The following is a 14,506-nucleotide window of genomic DNA, read 5'->3' as shown; positions in this document are numbered from 1 at the left end:
GAAGTGGCTGGGGTCATTACCACCTTCAGCCTGGTTCCCGCCGGCAGCCAACGGGCCGCCTCGGTGGTTCCCAACCTCCTTCGAGCCAAGGATGCCGGCCCTCGTCTGGAGGACGTGGTCTGGGACCCCGGCTATTCGCTGTGCCGACCGGAGACGGGGTACTGGCCCCTGGCCCGAGCCGGAGTCCACACCACCTTCCAGCCCGTCACCCACCAGCGAGGCCAGCGGCCCTCACCTCAAGGAACCGTGCTGATCGACGGCACGCTGTTCTCAGACTTGTTGCCCGAGGATCTACGGGACCTCCCGATGCCGGCTCGAGGGGCAATCGAGGCCGAGAAGGCCTCCAACGAAGAGGCCTTCAACCGCCGGGCACGATGGCGCTATGTCCGCCACGCTGGCCCCGACCAGGATGGGTCCACCCGGTGGCGCTGTCCGTTCTGCGCGGGCCTGCTGCGGTCTCGTTCGTTTCCTCGGACCATGCGCCGGTCTCGCTCTGCTCCCTTGGCTCAGACCGAGTCCACTAGCTGTTGTGGCGGCATCCTCACCGTGCAGCCGGCCGAGCTTCCCTTGTGGCAGCGACTGCTGCCGGGGACGACGGCATGGCGCATCTCCATGGGTCGGCGCCAGGTGGCCGAGTCGGTGAACGCCGCCCTGAAGGGCGCCTTCGTGTCTCTCAGCCGAGGCTTCTTCAGGGTCATGGGCGAGACCAAGGCGACAGTGCTGCTCGGCTTCACCCTGGCGGGCTTCAACCTGGACCGTGTGCGCAGCTTCTTGGCCAAGCACCGCCTTCCGCTTAGCCGCGATTCGATTGAGGACCCCTCGGCACGCCCGCGCCGCGCCAAGCGGCGCCGTGGCACCTGGACTGACGTGCTTCCGAACGAGCGGGACCGGGCCTCACCCCGCTAGCCGGCATCTCAGTTCGAACAGTGCAGCCATCCACGCCGTCCTGACGCGCCCACGTGCGGACGTGGTTGACCGATCCGACGCGAAACCGCCGGCCTGAAGGCCGGCGGAGCGCACATCTCGGGATGACGGACGAGCAAACAGCCTCGCCGCCATCTGCGAGAAGGGTTTCGTGAACACTCGGGGCGTTCTTTCATGAACACCCCTTCGTGGAGGTGGCGGGAATCGAACCCGCGTCCTTCGGCTTCTCAACGGGCCTTCTCCGAGCGCAGCCGGTGGGAAAGTCTCGGCCCTCGCGCCGCCACTGGCATCGGTGCGAGGTCCCAGCCGACGAAAGTGTCCCCACTGGCTTGTCGGCACTACCAGTTGGGTAAGCCCCGCTAGATGTCGCCCGGATCCGGCCCGCAGGGCTGAGACCGGTCGGACGTCGCTACTTTTTAAGCAGCGAGCTCGAGCTGAGGCTCGGCGTTTGTTTGTTTTCCGGCTTATTTACGTGGACTCCGGAGACCACGGCTCGCTTCTCCCGTCTCGACGACCGAAGTCGAAGCCAATCACCCCCTTGTCACTGTGCGAACTAACAGTCTACCGGCCAGGCCCCCCGGCCCGACCCTTCGACGGCGCCCGTCACTCGCCCCGCCGTTGCCGGGCGGTGGCCCTAGCCACCTCCCGCTCGGCGTCCCGGGCGGCGATGGCGCGGCGCTTGTCGTAGGTGCGCCGGCCGCGGGCCAGGGCGAGCTCCACCTTGGCCCGGCCGTCACGAAAATAGATGGACAGCGGCACCAGGGTCAGCGACTGCTGCTTCGTCCTGCCGACCAGCTCATCGATCTGACGCCGGTGGAGGAGCAGCTTGCGGGGACGGTCGGGGTCGTGGCTGCCGAAGCCCTGGGCGTACTCGTAGGGCGCCACGTAGGCGCCGACGAGCCAGACCTCGCCTCCATCGATCCGGGCGTAGGCGTCGCGCAGCGCCGCCCTGCCCGCCCGCAGCGACTTCACCTCGCCGCCCTGAAGGGCGATCCCGCACTCGAAGGTCTCGAGCAGGTCGTAGTCGTGCCGGGCGCGTCGGTTCTGGGCGATCCGGCGGTACCGCTCCGGGGGTCGCTTTCCCGCCTTGGAGCCCGCCCCGCTGGTCCCTGTCCGGCTCGCCCCCGTCCCCGAGCGAGAGCGTGCTTTGGGTGACATGCCAGCTCGACGGTAGCCTCTCGGGCCGATGCTTCGGCTCCCCGTCGTGGTCTACACCGAGGTCGTCGGCCACTGCCTCGGGGGCCTGCCCGACGAGGCCTGCGGGCTTCTCGGAGGCGACCCGGCGAGCACCCAGGCCAGCATCTGCTACCCGACCAGGAACGCCGCCGCCTCGGCCCGCACCTACACGGTCGATCCCCGGGATCACCTGCGTGCCGACCGAGACGCCGAGTCCCGCGGGCTGGAGATCGTCGGGGTCTTCCATTCGCATACCCACACCGACCCCTACCCGTCGGCCACCGACGTCGCCCAGGCCCCCGACCCCAGCTGGCACTACGTGCTGGTCTCCCTCCGGGACGAAAGCCCCACCCTGCGCTCATACCGGATCATGGACGGCAAGATCGACGAAGAGCCGGTTGTCCTCGAAGGCCGTTAGAATCTGTACCGAAGAGGTCAACATTTCCCTGGAGGGGTCGGTGCCCGTAGAAGTGCGACTGCCCACGGTCCTCCGCCAGCACGCCAGCGGCCAGTCGACGGTCTCGGCCTCCGGGTCCACCGTCGGCGAGGTGCTCGAGGACCTGGTCCGGACCTTCCCCGGCATGGCCGGCCAGGTGGTCACGTCTGACGGGACCCTGCACAAGTTCGTGAACGTCTACCGCAACGACGACGACGTCCGCTATCTGGACCGGCTCGACACCAAGGTCTCGGACACCGACGTGATCTCCATCCTCCCCGCCGTGGCCGGGGGCGCCGGGCCGGCACGGTCGTAGGAGTGTCGTGGCCTACTACGCCAGCGTCCTGGACCTGATCGGGAACACCCCGCTCGTCGAGGTCAGCGCCCTCAGCCCCAACCCGGACGTCCGCATCCTCGCCAAGCTGGAGGGGCAGAATCCTGGCGGATCCATCAAGGACCGCATCGCCCTCTCCATGGTCGAGGAGGCCGAGAAGGACGGCACGCTGCAGTCCGGCCAGACCCTGATCGAGCCCTCCTCGGGCAATACCGGCATCGGCCTGGCCATGGTGTGCAGGCTCAAGGGCTACGACCTGAAGATCGTGCTCCCCGCCAACGTCTCGATCGAGCGCCGCCAGCTCCTCGAGGTCTGGGGCGCGGAGATCGTCGAGTCGCCGGGCCAAGAGGGCTCCAACGGCGCCGTGCGCCTGGCGCGCGACCTGGCCCAGCAGCACCCCGAGTACGCCTTTCTGTACCAGTACGCGAACCAGGCCAACCCCAAGGCGCACTACGAGGGGACGGGGCCCGAGATCTGGCGGGATTGCCCCGAGGTCACCCACTTCGTGGCCGGGCTGGGCACCAGCGGCACCCTGCTCGGCGTCGGCCGGTTCCTCAAGGAGCGCAACCCGGCCCTCCAGGTCTGGGCCATCGAGCCGCCGACGGGCGAGATGGTCGACGGCCTGCGCAACCTCGACGACGGCTACATCCCGCCGATCTTCCTCGACAACGGCGGGCCCGACCTGCTGGACCGCAAGACAATGGTGGGGACCCGCGAGTCGATCGAGTGGACCCGGCGGTTGACCGATGTCGGGCTGTTCGGGGGGATCTCCTCGGGCGCCGTCATGGCCGGGGCAGCCCGGTGTGCCTCGTCCATCAGCGCGGGCGTCGTCGTCATTGTCGTTGCCGACGGCGGGTGGAAGTACCTCTCGACCGGTGCGTGGACCGGCGACCTGGATGCCGTCACCGAGCGGGCCAGGCACACGATCTATTTCTGAGCGTCTGCCGGTGGGCGCTCCGCTGGAGGACCTGGAGGCCCAAGCCCGCGGCATGCTGCCCCGGGCCGTGTACGACTACCTGGCCGGCGGGGCCGAGGACGAACGCACCTTGGCGGACAACGTCGCTGCCTGGGCCCGGGTGCGCCTACGACCGAGGATCCTCTGCGACGTGACCGAGGTGTCGGTCGCCACGACGGTGCTCGGCACCCCCGTCCGGTTGCCGGTGCTGGTGGCCCCGGTCGCCTTTCACCGCGTGGCGCATCCAGAGGGCGAGGTGGCCACAGCGCGAGGCGCGGCGGCCGCCCGCACCATCATGGTGGCCTCGACCCGGGCGTCGACGCCGCTCGAAGACATCGCCGCCGCCACCCCCGGGCTCCCCCCGTGGTTCCAGGTCTACGTGCTCCGGGACCGAAGCTGGACGGCGGACCTGGTAGCGCGGGCGGTCGCGGCGGGCTATCGAGCCCTGGTCCTGACCGGCGACACGCCCTTCGTCGGGAGTCGGCGGCGCGACGCCGACAACCGCTTCGTGCTGCCTCCCGATGTCGGCATGGCCAACCTCCCCGCCGGCGCCGAGGTCACCGTCGCCGACCCCGACGACTACCCCGGCGCCCACCAGAGCCCGGCGGTCACATTCGACGACATCGGGTGGTTGGCATCGATCTCCGGGCTGCCCGTCGTGGTGAAGGGCGTGCTGCGGGGCGACGACGCCCTGCGCTGCATCGACGCCGGCGCGTCCGGGCTCGTCGTCTCGAACCATGGAGGCCGCCAGCTCGACGGGGCCGTGGCGGCGGCCGACGCCCTCCCCGAGGTGGCGAGGGCGGCGGCGGACCGGGTCGAGCTCTACGTCGACGGCGGGATCCGCCGCGGCGCCGACGTCCTGAAGGCCCTCGCCCTCGGGGCCAGGGCGGTGCTCGTGGGCCGCCCGTTGCTGTGGGGACTGGCCACGGCCGGAGCCTCGGGCGCCCAGGGCGTGCTGGAGCTGCTCGGATCCGAGCTCGCGCAGGCCATGGCCCTGGCCGGCGCCTCCGGCGTGGACGACCTGACGCCCGATCTCGTCGTCCCCAGCCCTACGGCCCCCCACCAGTAGTCTTCGCCCGTGGACGACCGGCCCATCGGGGTCTTCGACAGCGGTTTCGGCGGGCTCACGGTGGTCCGGGCCCTGCTGGACCTCGTTCCCGGCGAGGACCTGGTCTACATCGGCGATACCGGCCGTTATCCGTACGGCCCGCGCCCCCTGGACGAGGTCCGCAGCTACGCACGCCAGATCGCCCGCCTCCTCGTCGATGAGCACGGCGTCAAGATGCTCGTGGTGGCCTGCAACACGGCCTCAGCTGCCGCCCTCGAACTGCTCCGCTTCGAGCTCGACGTCCCTGTGTTGGGCGTCATCGATCCTGGCGTGCGCGCCGCCGTGCAGGCGACGCGCAATGGCCGGCTGGGAGTGATCGGCACGGTCGGCACCATCTCGTCCGGCGCGTACCAGCGCTCGGTGCGTGCCCAGCGGGCGCCTGTCACGTTGCGGTGCGCCGCCTGCCCCGGCTTCGTGGAGTTCGTGGAGAGGGGCGAGACCGACAGCGACCAGTGCCACGTGCTCGCCGAGCGTCTGCTCTCCCTGATGCGGTCGGACCAGGTCGACACGCTGCTGCTGGGCTGCACCCACTACCCGTTCCTGGCTCGCACCATCGGCGACGTCATGGGTCGTGACGTCGTGCTCGTGTCCTCGGCCGAGGAGACGGCGTTCGAGGTGCTGTCCATCATCTCGGACACGGGCCTGGGCCACCGCACCGCCGCCAAGGGGTCACACCGGTTCCTGTCCTCGGGCGACGTGGGCTGGTTCCGCGAGCTGGGTGGCCGGCTGCTCGGCCCCGAGCTCGACGACGTCGAGCGCATCTCCTGGGATCCGGCCTAAGTGCCTCGTGCCTGCGGTCCGGTCCTCCGGCCGGCCTCCCGGGGCCCCAGGCACCGGTGAGCCTCAGCCTGACTGTGCTCGGCTGTGACGGCAGCTACCCGGGCCCAGGGGGCGCCTGCAGCGGCTACCTGGTGCGCGGCGGTGGGGTCAGCGTGTGGCTCGACGCCGGGTCGGGCACGCTCGCCAACCTCCAGCGTCACATCGACCTCCGTCGGGTGGATGCGGTGGTGCTCAGCCACGAGCATCCCGACCACTGGATGGACCTCGAGGGCTTCGCCGTCGCCCGGACCTACGTGGTCGGCGGTGGTGTCGTGCCGGTCTACGCGCCGGCCGGTCTGCGCGCCCATCTGTACTTCGATCCGCCCGGCGTCTTCGACTGGCGCGAGGTCGCCGACGGCGACCGGATCGGCGTCGGGGGCCTCACCCTGAGCTTCCGGCGCACCGACCACGGCCCGGAGACGCTGGCCGTGCGTGTCGACGGCGACGGCTCCTCGGTCGGATACTCTGCCGACTCCGGGCCGGGCTGGTCACTCGAGGCCCTCGGCCCCGGCCTCGACCTGGCGCTGTGCGAGGCCACCTACCTGCGAGACGACGAGGGGAGAGCCCAGCACATGAGCGCTCGTCAGGCCGGGACATCCGGTCGGGAGGCCGGTGTGGGCCGGCTGGTATTGACCCACCGCTGGCCCACGGTGGCCGCTGAGGCTAGTCGTGACGAGGGCAGCACGGCGTTCGGCTCCGAGGTGGAGCTAGCCCGGCCCGGCGGGGAGCTCTTGGTCGGCCCGGGAGGCCGGCCGGGAGACATGAAGTGAGGGCCGACGGGAGGGCGATCGACGAGCTACGGGCGACGTCGTTCCTGCGCGACTACACCGAGGCGCCGCTCGGCTCGACGCTGGTGACGGCCGGCCGCACGAGGGTCCTGTGCACCGCATCGGTCGAGGACCGGGTGCCGGCGTGGATGCGTGGTGGCGGCAAGGGCTGGGTGACCGCCGAGTACTCGATGCTCCCCGGCTCGACGATCGAGCGGACGCCGAGAGAAGCGGCGCGGGGCCGGCAGTCGGGTCGGACCCAGGAGATCCAGCGCCTGATCGGCCGGTCGCTACGCGCCGTCTGCGACATGGCGACGCTGGGGGAGATGCAGGTGGTGGTCGACTGTGACGTGCTCCAGGCCGACGGTGGGACGCGTACGGCGGCCATCTGCGGTGCCTACGTGTCGCTCCACGACGCGCTGACGCGGCTCATGCAGCAGGGTCGCCTGTCGGCTCACCCCCTCGGCGAGGCGTGCGCGGCCGTGTCGGTGGGCGTGGTCGAGGCCTCGTGTGTGCTCGACCTCGACTACCGCGAGGACGTGGCTGCCGAGGTCGACATGAACGTGGTGATGACGTCGTCAGGTCGTTTCGTCGAGATCCAGGGCACGGCCGAGGGGCTGCCGTTCTCCAAGACCGAGCTCGAGGAGCTGCTCAGCCTGGCCGAGCACGGGATCGCCGGCCTGCTGGAGCTGCAGACGGCGGCGCTGTCCGAGCCCCCGCCGCCGCGCTAGGGGACCGCGCTGATGCGGCTGGTGCTGGCCACCGCCAATCCCGACAAGGTGGCGGAGATCGCCGCGCTGCTCACCCGGGTCCAGCTCGCGCCCCGGCCGCCCGCCCTGCCCGAGGTCGACGAGAGCGGGCAGACGCTGGAGGAGAACGCGCGCCTCAAGGCCCGAGCCGTCGTCGAGGCGACCGGTGCGGCGGCGGTGGCCGACGACACGGGCCTCGAGGTGGCGGCGTTGGGCGGGGCGCCAGGGGTGCGATCGGCGCGGTACGCAGGGGAGGACGCCAGCTACGCCGACAACGTGGCCAAGCTCATCGGCGCCCTGGAGGGAGTGACCGACCGCCGGGCCCGGTTTCGTACCGTGGCCCTGGCCTGCTTTCCCGACGGTCGCGAGGTGGTGGCCGAGGGCGCCGTCGAAGGGGTCATCACCGACGAGCCGCGCGGGGACGGAGGGTTCGGCTACGACCCCGTCTTCCTGCCCGAGGGAGGCGAGGGTCGCACGTTCGCCGAGATGACCCCCGAGCAGAAGAACTCCCTCTCCCACCGCGCCCGCGCCTTCACCCGGCTGGCCGAGCTGCTCGCCAGCTGACTGGCGACGATCACCAACCTCGCAGGTCCACCGGCATGGCACCGATCACCTCGTCGCCCCGCACCAGGTGCATGACCTGGTGGTAGGCGACGGTCGGGTCGACGTGGGCCGGGATCACCCGAACGCGGTCGCCGACCCGAACCGGGTCGGTCGGCCCGAAGGTGACGTGCTCGTCGGAGCAGAACCAGACCGTGCCCCCCTCGACGGTCGGGTTGCCGTGGTCCATGGCCAGCGACTTGAGACCGCAGTTGGCGACGGCCCAGCCCGGTGAGACCGAGATGACCGTGGACAGCACGAAGAGCGCCTGACGGAAGGGCAGGTCGAGCCGCCCGTAGGCGGTGTCCATGAGGGCGTAGGAACCCGCTTGGATCTCGGTGGCCCAATGGTTGATGTCGTAGGTGCCGGTACCGCCCGCAGAGACGAGGTCGCCGCCGACATCACCGTGCGCCTTGACGAGCAGCGCCATGCAGTCGCCGACCATGGCGATGCGCTGGGCGCGGTCCTCCAGACCCACCACGTGACCCTCGTAGCCCATGACCCCCCGGACGGCGAGGCCCCGGGCGCGGGCCTGCTCGGCGAGGCGGCCGGCGTCCTCGGGCGCGCAACCACAGCGCGGCAACCCGACGTTGACGTCGATCACGACCTCGCGCACACCCCCGTCCGCGGCGGCGGCCACTGTCTCGGGCGAGTCGACGGCGAGGGTCACCCTGGCCCCGGAGCTGGCCACGGCGCCGAGCCGGCGGGCGTCGACGACCTCGTTGGCCAGGAGCAGGTCCCGGCCCAGCCCGGCCGCCGCCATTCCCTCGACCTCGGCGATGGTTGCGCAGGTGAAGCCGGGATGGCCGGCGTCGGCCTGGCGGGCAGCCAGGGCGGTCGACTTGTGAGCCTTGACGTGGGGCCGCATGCGGGCGCCGGGAAGCGCGCCGGCCATCGTGGCCAGGTTGTGCTCGAGGGCGTCGGCCTCGACGACCAGAGCAGGGGTGACGAGCTCGGTCACATTCACCGGACCCGGAGCGTAGCCGGGGGATGAGGCGCGCCCGGGGCCGGCAGGTTGCGGAATCGGGCCCCTCTCCATCCGACCGGGCGGGGCCGGGTGGGTCAGAGCTCCGCCCGCTCTGCTTCCCAGGAGTCGGGTAGGGCGTCGAGACCGGCACGAAAGCGGTCGGGATCGAACGGCTCCTCGTACTGCATGGTCCGCCAGGCTTCGCCGGAGACCACCGATCCCAGCATGTGCAGGATCTCGTGACGCTGGTAGCCGAGGGTCATCAGCCGCTGCGCCGTGGGCCAGGTCTCGGGTGGATCGTCCATCCACAGCTGGTTGGCCACGATCTCGTGCATCGAGATGTGGAGCCGCGGGCTCATCAGGTTGCCGCGCAGGGTGATCTCGTCCTGGTCGTCCTCCACCGCCTGCTGGAGCTCCGGGTGCTCGGCGAGGATCAGGAAGTGACGGTCGTCCTCCTCGCCGGGATCGAGCAATGAGAGCTCGATCCCACCCATCCGCCCCTGACCAGCGGGGACGGCCCACCGCCGACGGTCCTCCTCGCCCACCCGCGGCAGGTTACGCCAAACCGCGTTCTCGCCGCCGGCCGGCTCTTGCTACACAGGTGCGGTGACCGCCACGATCGAGGCCACGTCGAACGACATCCAGACCCGCCCGAGCCGGGTGCCGCTGGCCTGGATCGCCGTGACGGCCCTCTTGGTGCTGCCTGCGCTGGTGGCCGCCGCGTCCCTGCTCGGCCGCCACTGGTACGCGTCCGGCGACCAGGCGTTCGAGGTGCTGCGCATCGGCGACGTCGGCAGTCGGCACACGCCGCTGGTGGGGGTGCCGTCCCGCTTCGGGTGGTACCACCCGGGCCCCCTCCTCTTCCTCGTGCTGGCGCCGGCTCAGCGCCTGCTCGGCGAGACGGGCGTGCTCGCCGGCACTGCACTGGTGAACGCGGCGGCGTTGGTCGGTGTCGCTGTCGTCGCTCGCCGCCGGGGCGGCACCCCGCTGCTCCTCTGGACCGGTCTCCTGGTGGCGGCCCTCGTGCACGCCCTGGGACCTGGCCTCCTGTTGGATCCGTGGAATCCCTGGCTGGCCCTGCTGCCGTTCCTGTGCTTCACCTTCCTGGCCTGGTCGGTGACGTGCGGGGACCGTGCTGCGCTGCCGTGGGCTGTGGGCGTCGGGTCGTTCGTGGTCCAGACCCACGTGGGCTACGGCCTCTTGGTCGTGGGCCTGCTCGCCGTCGTCCTCGTCGTCGCACTCGGACGGAATCGTGCCGGGCTCGGGCGATGGCTCGCCATTTCCGGCGTGGTCGTGGTGGCGTTGTGGTTGCCCCCGCTGATCCAGCAGGCGGCAGGCCATCCGGGAAACCTGGGGGAGGTGGCCCGGTACTTCGTCCACCCGCCGCAGTACACGGCGCAGCAGGCTGCCTCCATCGACGCGGGTCCGACCGTCGGGTGGAAGACGGGGTTCGGCATCATGGGTGAGCAGCTGACGCCACCCGGGCCCTGGTTGACCGGCCGCGAGACAGACAAGTTCGGCTTCGTCGCCTCGCCCGCGGCGTGGCCGGCGGTGCTCGCGCTCCTTGGCGCCATCGGCACCGGCGCGTTGGCGTGGTGGCGCGGCGCCCGTGACGCGGCGCGCCTCGCCGGCGTTGCCGTCGTGTTGGCTGTCCTTGGCGTCGTGGCCACGGCCAGGGTCAACGGGTTCGTCGCCCCCTACCTGGTCAGGTGGTGGTGGGTCGTGGGCCTGACCGTGTGGCTGGCCATCGGGTGGTCCGTGGCTGGAGTGCTGGGCGTGGTCCCGCCGCATCGGAGTGCCGACGCTCCCGCCCTGGGCCGTCGTGGGCTCCGTCTGCTGGCGCCTGCTGCCGGTCTGGTCGTGGGCGGGGGTACGATCGCGTTGGCGGCGGCGAGCGTCAGCGCGGCGGTGCCAGCGCCACTTCCGGTCGCACCGGCGTCGACGGCGATCGCCCACCTCGCCCCGAGCACCGCCGCCGCCGTCGGTCGGGGCGGACCCGAGCTCCTGCGCTGGATGGATCCGGAGTCCCTGTCTGGCATCGGTCCAGGAATGTTCACCGCGCTCCGACTGGCAGGCGTTGACGTGGTGGCGCCCCCGGCACTGGCGAGCGGCGTCGGCTCGTGGCGCACGGCTCCACCCGCCAGCTTCCGGGGGGTGATCACCGGCGTGGGCGTGCCCGATCCAACCATCGCTTCCCAGGCCGCACCGCCGCCACCGGGCAGCCGACTCGTGGCGAGCTACGACCCTCTTTCGCCTCAGCAGCGCCAGGAAGCGCTCATGTTGCAGCGACGCATTCGGGCGGCGATGGGCCCACGCGCGCCGCAGGACGCCCTCGTGGTGGCGCCGCACCCGTTCCCCCAGCAGCAGCTGGTGGCCGCCGGCGCGGCCCGTGGCGATGTCGAGCGACTCGCGTCGCTCCAGGCTGGTGGTAGCCCGTATCTCGTGTACTTCAGGCCGGGTCAGGGCTGACCACGCCGGTCAGCTCGATGGCGCGGGACGGGTGAGCACGATGTCCGCGTACGTGGTGTGACCGATGTAGCCGGGCATGCTCTCGACGCTCGGCGACGGTGGGTACAGCACGATCCCGACGGGCTCGCCACCCTTGGACAGACGAATGGTGCCCACCTGGTTGGGCCAGAAGGCGTTCACCCGGGGCTCATAACCGCGGGCATCCAGCTCGTTGATCAGGCCGAAGAAGGTGAACACGCCCAGCAGCGGCGTGCCCTGATCTCCGACGAAAACTGGCTTGTCGCCCGGCCGGAGGTGGGCGCCCACCTCCTTCCACGCGGCGGCGACGTCCGGGTCGGACGCCCGCTGGAGGGATGGGAGGTGCACCATCTCGAGCGAGAGGGCGGCGGTGACGAGACCGGCCAGGGCGACGAGGGTGGCGGCTGGCAGTCGGCGCCACCAGCCGGCCTGCTGCGGGGCCTCCGCCGGGGCCGGGGCATGGGACGTGCCGAGGACGGCGACGCCCAGCCCGATCAAGCCCAGGACGGGTACGGCGATCTCCCAGATGACGAGGTAGCCGAACACCAGCCCCACGATTCTCGTGACCGAGAAGACGGCGACCACCAACCCGATCAGGCTGACGACTCCGAGGTCGGCGCCGAGCTGACGCCGCCGTCGCAGCCCGACCGCGATGGCGGCGACACCCAGGGACAGGACGACGGCGAGGACGACGGCCGCGTGGTGGCGCGGGTCCCCGAGCTCGAAGGGCGTCATCTCGGTCGGCACCCCGAACGCCAGGATCCCGTCGACGGTGACGACCGACCACAGGCCGACGCCGAAGCTGAGCGGGGTGTGGTGGGCGGTGAAGAAGCGCCAGATGAGGGTCAGGTTGCCGGGATGGTTGCCGAGCTGCTGCAACACCGGCGGGACCCAGATCAGGACGAGCAGCGCCAACCCGGCGACGAGCACCCAGGGCGCGGGAACGGACCGCCACAGGGGTCCGGGCCCGGGGCTCGAGCGGCGGGCCCGCAGGTTGCGGACGACGGCTGCCACGAGCGCCAGCCCGAGCAGCACCACGACCAGTCCCAGGGTGGCGAAGTTCGTCTGGATGACGAAGGACCCCAGGAGCGCCGCCCCCAGCAGCGACAGGACCGACCCCGAGGCCCCGGCCGCGCACAGTACGCCGAAGAGCACGAGGGGGAAGATGACGACGTCGGGGTTCCACGGGCTGACGAGCGCACCGAGGGGTCCCTCGGAGAAGGTGATGGCGCCCGGGTTGGTCGAGGCGAGCACGAAGGCCAGCAGCCCCAGGCAGAGTGCCGCCCACAACGCGGCCACTGGTCCGCTGCGGCGGCGCACGATCCAGACCACGCTGAGGGCCGAGAGGGCGTTGATGAGCGTCGCCCCGACGAAGTCGGCGCGGGCGCCCGCGCCGAGCACGCGCGCCGGGATGGACAGCAGATAGAAGTAGGCGGCGCCCGGGTGGCTCCAGCCGAAGCGGTCGAACGGTCCCAGCTGCTGATGCCAGTGGATCGCGTCGCGCACGTGCAGGTCGATCAGGGCCAGATCGTCGGGTAGGTACACGTGGCGGGTGTCGGCGAGGAAGCGCACGATGATGACGGCGAACGGCACGGCCAGGGTGAGCACGGCCGCCAGCGTGAGCAGCGTCGAACGCGTCGGTGGCCACGCCGGCAGGCGGGGTCCGCGCCAGCGCAGGCGGAGCGCCGCAGTCATCTGGCCGTCCGGGCGACGGCTACGAGGCGGGCGAGCTGGCGCCCGGACCCGCGCCATGACCGTTCGTACTGACCTGCTCGGCGACCTGCCGCTTGAGTCGGGCGAGGATAGCGCCCATGCCCCTGAGTCGGAGCGACGAGATCGCTTCGGACAACCCCATCCGGGTGTAGAAGTCGTTGGGCGTGGCCAGCACCTCGTCGGCGGTGGCCCCGTCGAGGCCACTGTGGAGAATGCCGGCGAAGCCCCGCGTGGTCGGCGCCTCGTCCGGCACGTCGAAGTGGAGCGTCACGCGGCGGTCGTCGCCGACCTCGACAGCGAGGAAGAACGGCGTCTGACACTCCGGCACCTGCTCGAGGCCCTCTCGGTTGGCGGCGAGCTCGACCGGAAGCGGCGGCACCTTGCGGGAGTACTCGAGCAGAGCCTGGAGCCTGAGCTCCTTCGGGGCACCGGCGAACAGGTCGACGATGTGCTGGAGACGAGGCGAGATGGCCGTGGGAGCCATCCGCCCATACTTTCACGGACTTGGGGAGGTCGGGACACCGGCGACCAGTAGGGTCGAGGTTGACCTGCCCTTCACGAGGGCGACGAAGGAGGTCACCATGTCCACCGTCGAGCGCGATCCGGCGACCGAGCTGAGCCAGTACGCCCGCCCCGACATGCTCGTGACGACGTCGTGGTTGGCCGAGCACCTCCATGATCCTGGACTGGTGGTGGTGGAGTCCGACGAGGACGTCCTGCTGTACGACACCGGCCACATCCCCGGAGCGATCAAGGTCGATTGGCACCTCGACCTCAACGACCCGGTGACCCGCGACTACATCGACGGTGAGCGGTTCGCCGAGCTGATGTCGTCCAAGGGGATCGGGCGCGAGGACACGGTGGTCTTCTACGGCGACAATTTCAACTGGTGGGCGGCGTACGCACTGTGGGTGTTCACGCTCTTCGGCCATCCCGACGTTCGGCTTCTCAACGGCGGGCGCATGAAGTGGATCGAGGAGGGTCGTGCCCTCGTGACCGACGTGCCGTCCCGTCCCGTCGCCCGCTACCCGGCGGTCCGACGCGAGGACCCGCCGATCCGGGCCTTTCGGGACGACGTCACCCGGCATGTCGCCGACCACGGGCGCCTCGTGGACGTGCGCTCGCCGGGCGAGTACAGCGGCGAGCTGCTCCACATGCCGGACTATCCGCAGGAGGGTGCGCTGCGGGGTGGCCACATCCCGGGCGCTGCCAGCGTGCCCTGGAAGCGGGCGGCCAACGACGACGGCACCTTCAAGTCGGCCGACGACCTGCGTGCGATCTATGCCGAGGAGCAGAAGCTCTCCGACGGCGACGACGTGATCGTGTACTGCCGGATCGGCGAGCGCTCCAGCCATACGTGGTTCGTCCTCCACCATCTTCTGGGCTATCCCACGATCCGCAACTACGACGGGTCGTGGACCGAGTGGGGGAACCTCGTGCGAGCGCCGATCGAGCGGTAGAGGGAGCGGCC

The 14,506-nt window shown here is 71.0% G+C and carries 16 protein-coding genes and 1 other RNA gene; 11 read left to right on the top strand and 6 right to left on the bottom strand.

The features are described 5' to 3' along the window. On the top strand, positions 1-906 hold a 906-nt coding region (locus VH112_08290), incomplete at its 5' end, for a hypothetical protein (GenBank protein HEX4540231.1). Positions 907-1,110: 204 nt separating this feature from the next. Here the strand turns inward: VH112_08290 and ssrA are convergent. After that, positions 1,111-1,462: a transfer-messenger RNA gene (gene ssrA, locus VH112_08285) on the bottom strand. Between the two features lie 65 nt (positions 1,463-1,527). Further along, positions 1,528-2,082 (bottom strand): SsrA-binding protein SmpB, encoded by a 555-nt coding sequence (gene smpB, locus VH112_08280; protein ID HEX4540230.1) that lies wholly within the window; start codon positions 2,080-2,082, stop codon positions 1,528-1,530. Between the two features lie 28 nt (positions 2,083-2,110). Here smpB and VH112_08275 point away from each other — a divergent pair, with 28 nt between their 5' ends. From VH112_08275 to rdgB, 8 genes are read left to right on the top strand one after another with little or no spacing between them, the layout of a single operon-like run. Further along, positions 2,111-2,518, top strand: coding sequence for a M67 family metallopeptidase (locus VH112_08275; GenBank protein ID HEX4540229.1), 408 nt, complete (start codon positions 2,111-2,113; stop codon positions 2,516-2,518). Positions 2,519-2,558: 40 nt separating this feature from the next. Further along, entirely contained in the window at positions 2,559-2,852 is a 294-nt protein-coding gene (locus VH112_08270) for a ubiquitin-like small modifier protein 1 (GenBank protein ID HEX4540228.1), read from the top strand. 7 nt (positions 2,853-2,859) lie between these two features. Beyond that, the gene (locus VH112_08265; protein ID HEX4540227.1) at positions 2,860-3,807 is read left to right on the top strand and encodes a pyridoxal-phosphate dependent enzyme; all 948 of its coding nucleotides are present in this window, start codon (positions 2,860-2,862) and stop codon (positions 3,805-3,807) included. A 10-nt stretch (positions 3,808-3,817) separates the two neighbouring features. Continuing rightward, positions 3,818-4,894, top strand: coding sequence for an alpha-hydroxy acid oxidase (locus VH112_08260; GenBank protein HEX4540226.1), 1,077 nt, complete (start codon positions 3,818-3,820; stop codon positions 4,892-4,894). A gap of 9 nt (positions 4,895-4,903) precedes the next feature. Continuing rightward, complete coding sequence (gene murI, locus VH112_08255) at positions 4,904-5,713, top strand: glutamate racemase (protein HEX4540225.1); 810 nt, start codon at positions 4,904-4,906, stop codon at positions 5,711-5,713. Positions 5,714-5,769: 56 nt separating this feature from the next. After that, positions 5,770-6,522, top strand: coding sequence for an MBL fold metallo-hydrolase (locus VH112_08250; GenBank protein ID HEX4540224.1), 753 nt, complete (start codon positions 5,770-5,772; stop codon positions 6,520-6,522). Continuing rightward, on the top strand, positions 6,519-7,250 hold the full coding sequence (rph, locus tag VH112_08245) for a ribonuclease PH (protein HEX4540223.1): 732 nt from the start codon (positions 6,519-6,521) through the stop codon (positions 7,248-7,250). The genes VH112_08250 and rph overlap by 4 nt, the downstream gene beginning before the upstream one ends. Positions 7,251-7,262: 12 nt before the next feature. Then, positions 7,263-7,832 (top strand): RdgB/HAM1 family non-canonical purine NTP pyrophosphatase, encoded by a 570-nt coding sequence (gene rdgB, locus VH112_08240; protein ID HEX4540222.1) that lies wholly within the window; start codon positions 7,263-7,265, stop codon positions 7,830-7,832. 10 nt (positions 7,833-7,842) lie between these two features. Here rdgB and VH112_08235 read toward each other — a convergent pair whose 3' ends face one another. Then, positions 7,843-8,835 (bottom strand): alanine racemase, encoded by a 993-nt coding sequence (locus VH112_08235; GenBank protein HEX4540221.1) that lies wholly within the window; start codon positions 8,833-8,835, stop codon positions 7,843-7,845. Between the two features lie 95 nt (positions 8,836-8,930). After that, positions 8,931-9,380, bottom strand: coding sequence for a DUF1841 family protein (locus tag VH112_08230; GenBank protein HEX4540220.1), 450 nt, complete (start codon positions 9,378-9,380; stop codon positions 8,931-8,933). Positions 9,381-9,441: 61 nt separating this feature from the next. Between VH112_08230 and VH112_08225 the strand changes: the two genes are divergently transcribed. Beyond that, positions 9,442-11,304, top strand: coding sequence for a hypothetical protein (locus tag VH112_08225; GenBank protein ID HEX4540219.1), 1,863 nt, complete (start codon positions 9,442-9,444; stop codon positions 11,302-11,304). Positions 11,305-11,313: 9 nt separating this feature from the next. Here VH112_08225 and VH112_08220 read toward each other — a convergent pair whose 3' ends face one another. Both VH112_08220 and VH112_08215 read right to left on the bottom strand, forming a co-directional pair. Further along, positions 11,314-13,017 (bottom strand): hypothetical protein, encoded by a 1,704-nt coding sequence (locus tag VH112_08220; protein HEX4540218.1) that lies wholly within the window; start codon positions 13,015-13,017, stop codon positions 11,314-11,316. Positions 13,018-13,036: 19 nt separating this feature from the next. Then, the gene (locus VH112_08215) at positions 13,037-13,519 is read right to left on the bottom strand and encodes a SufE family protein (GenBank protein ID HEX4540217.1); all 483 of its coding nucleotides are present in this window, start codon (positions 13,517-13,519) and stop codon (positions 13,037-13,039) included. Positions 13,520-13,616: 97 nt separating this feature from the next. Between VH112_08215 and VH112_08210 the strand changes: the two genes are divergently transcribed. Continuing rightward, positions 13,617-14,495 (top strand): sulfurtransferase, encoded by an 879-nt coding sequence (locus VH112_08210; protein HEX4540216.1) that lies wholly within the window; start codon positions 13,617-13,619, stop codon positions 14,493-14,495. Positions 14,496-14,506: the final 11 nt, after the last annotated feature.

The organism is Acidimicrobiales bacterium (assembly GCA_036270875.1).
In the GTDB taxonomy this organism is placed as follows: Bacteria; Actinomycetota; Acidimicrobiia; order Acidimicrobiales; family AC-9; genus AC-9.
Note: the sequence above shows the minus strand (reverse complement) of the source record. Positions and strands in the feature narration are given on the sequence as shown.

What these genes read in the sequence shown, in the direction of transcription:
- smpB (HEX4540230.1), bottom strand. Translation starts at nt 2,082, where the DNA reads ATGTCACCCAAAGCACGCTCTCGCTCGGGGACGGGGGCGAGCCGGACA.
- VH112_08275 (HEX4540229.1), top strand. Translation starts at nt 2,111, where the DNA reads ATGCTTCGGCTCCCCGTCGTGGTCTACACCGAGGTCGTCGGCCACTGC.
- VH112_08210 (HEX4540216.1), top strand. Translation starts at nt 13,617, where the DNA reads ATGTCCACCGTCGAGCGCGATCCGGCGACCGAGCTGAGCCAGTACGCC.
- rdgB (HEX4540222.1), top strand. Translation starts at nt 7,263, where the DNA reads ATGCGGCTGGTGCTGGCCACCGCCAATCCCGACAAGGTGGCGGAGATC.
- VH112_08215 (HEX4540217.1), bottom strand. Translation starts at nt 13,519, where the DNA reads ATGGCTCCCACGGCCATCTCGCCTCGTCTCCAGCACATCGTCGACCTG.
- VH112_08220 (HEX4540218.1), bottom strand. Translation starts at nt 13,017, where the DNA reads ATGACTGCGGCGCTCCGCCTGCGCTGGCGCGGACCCCGCCTGCCGGCG.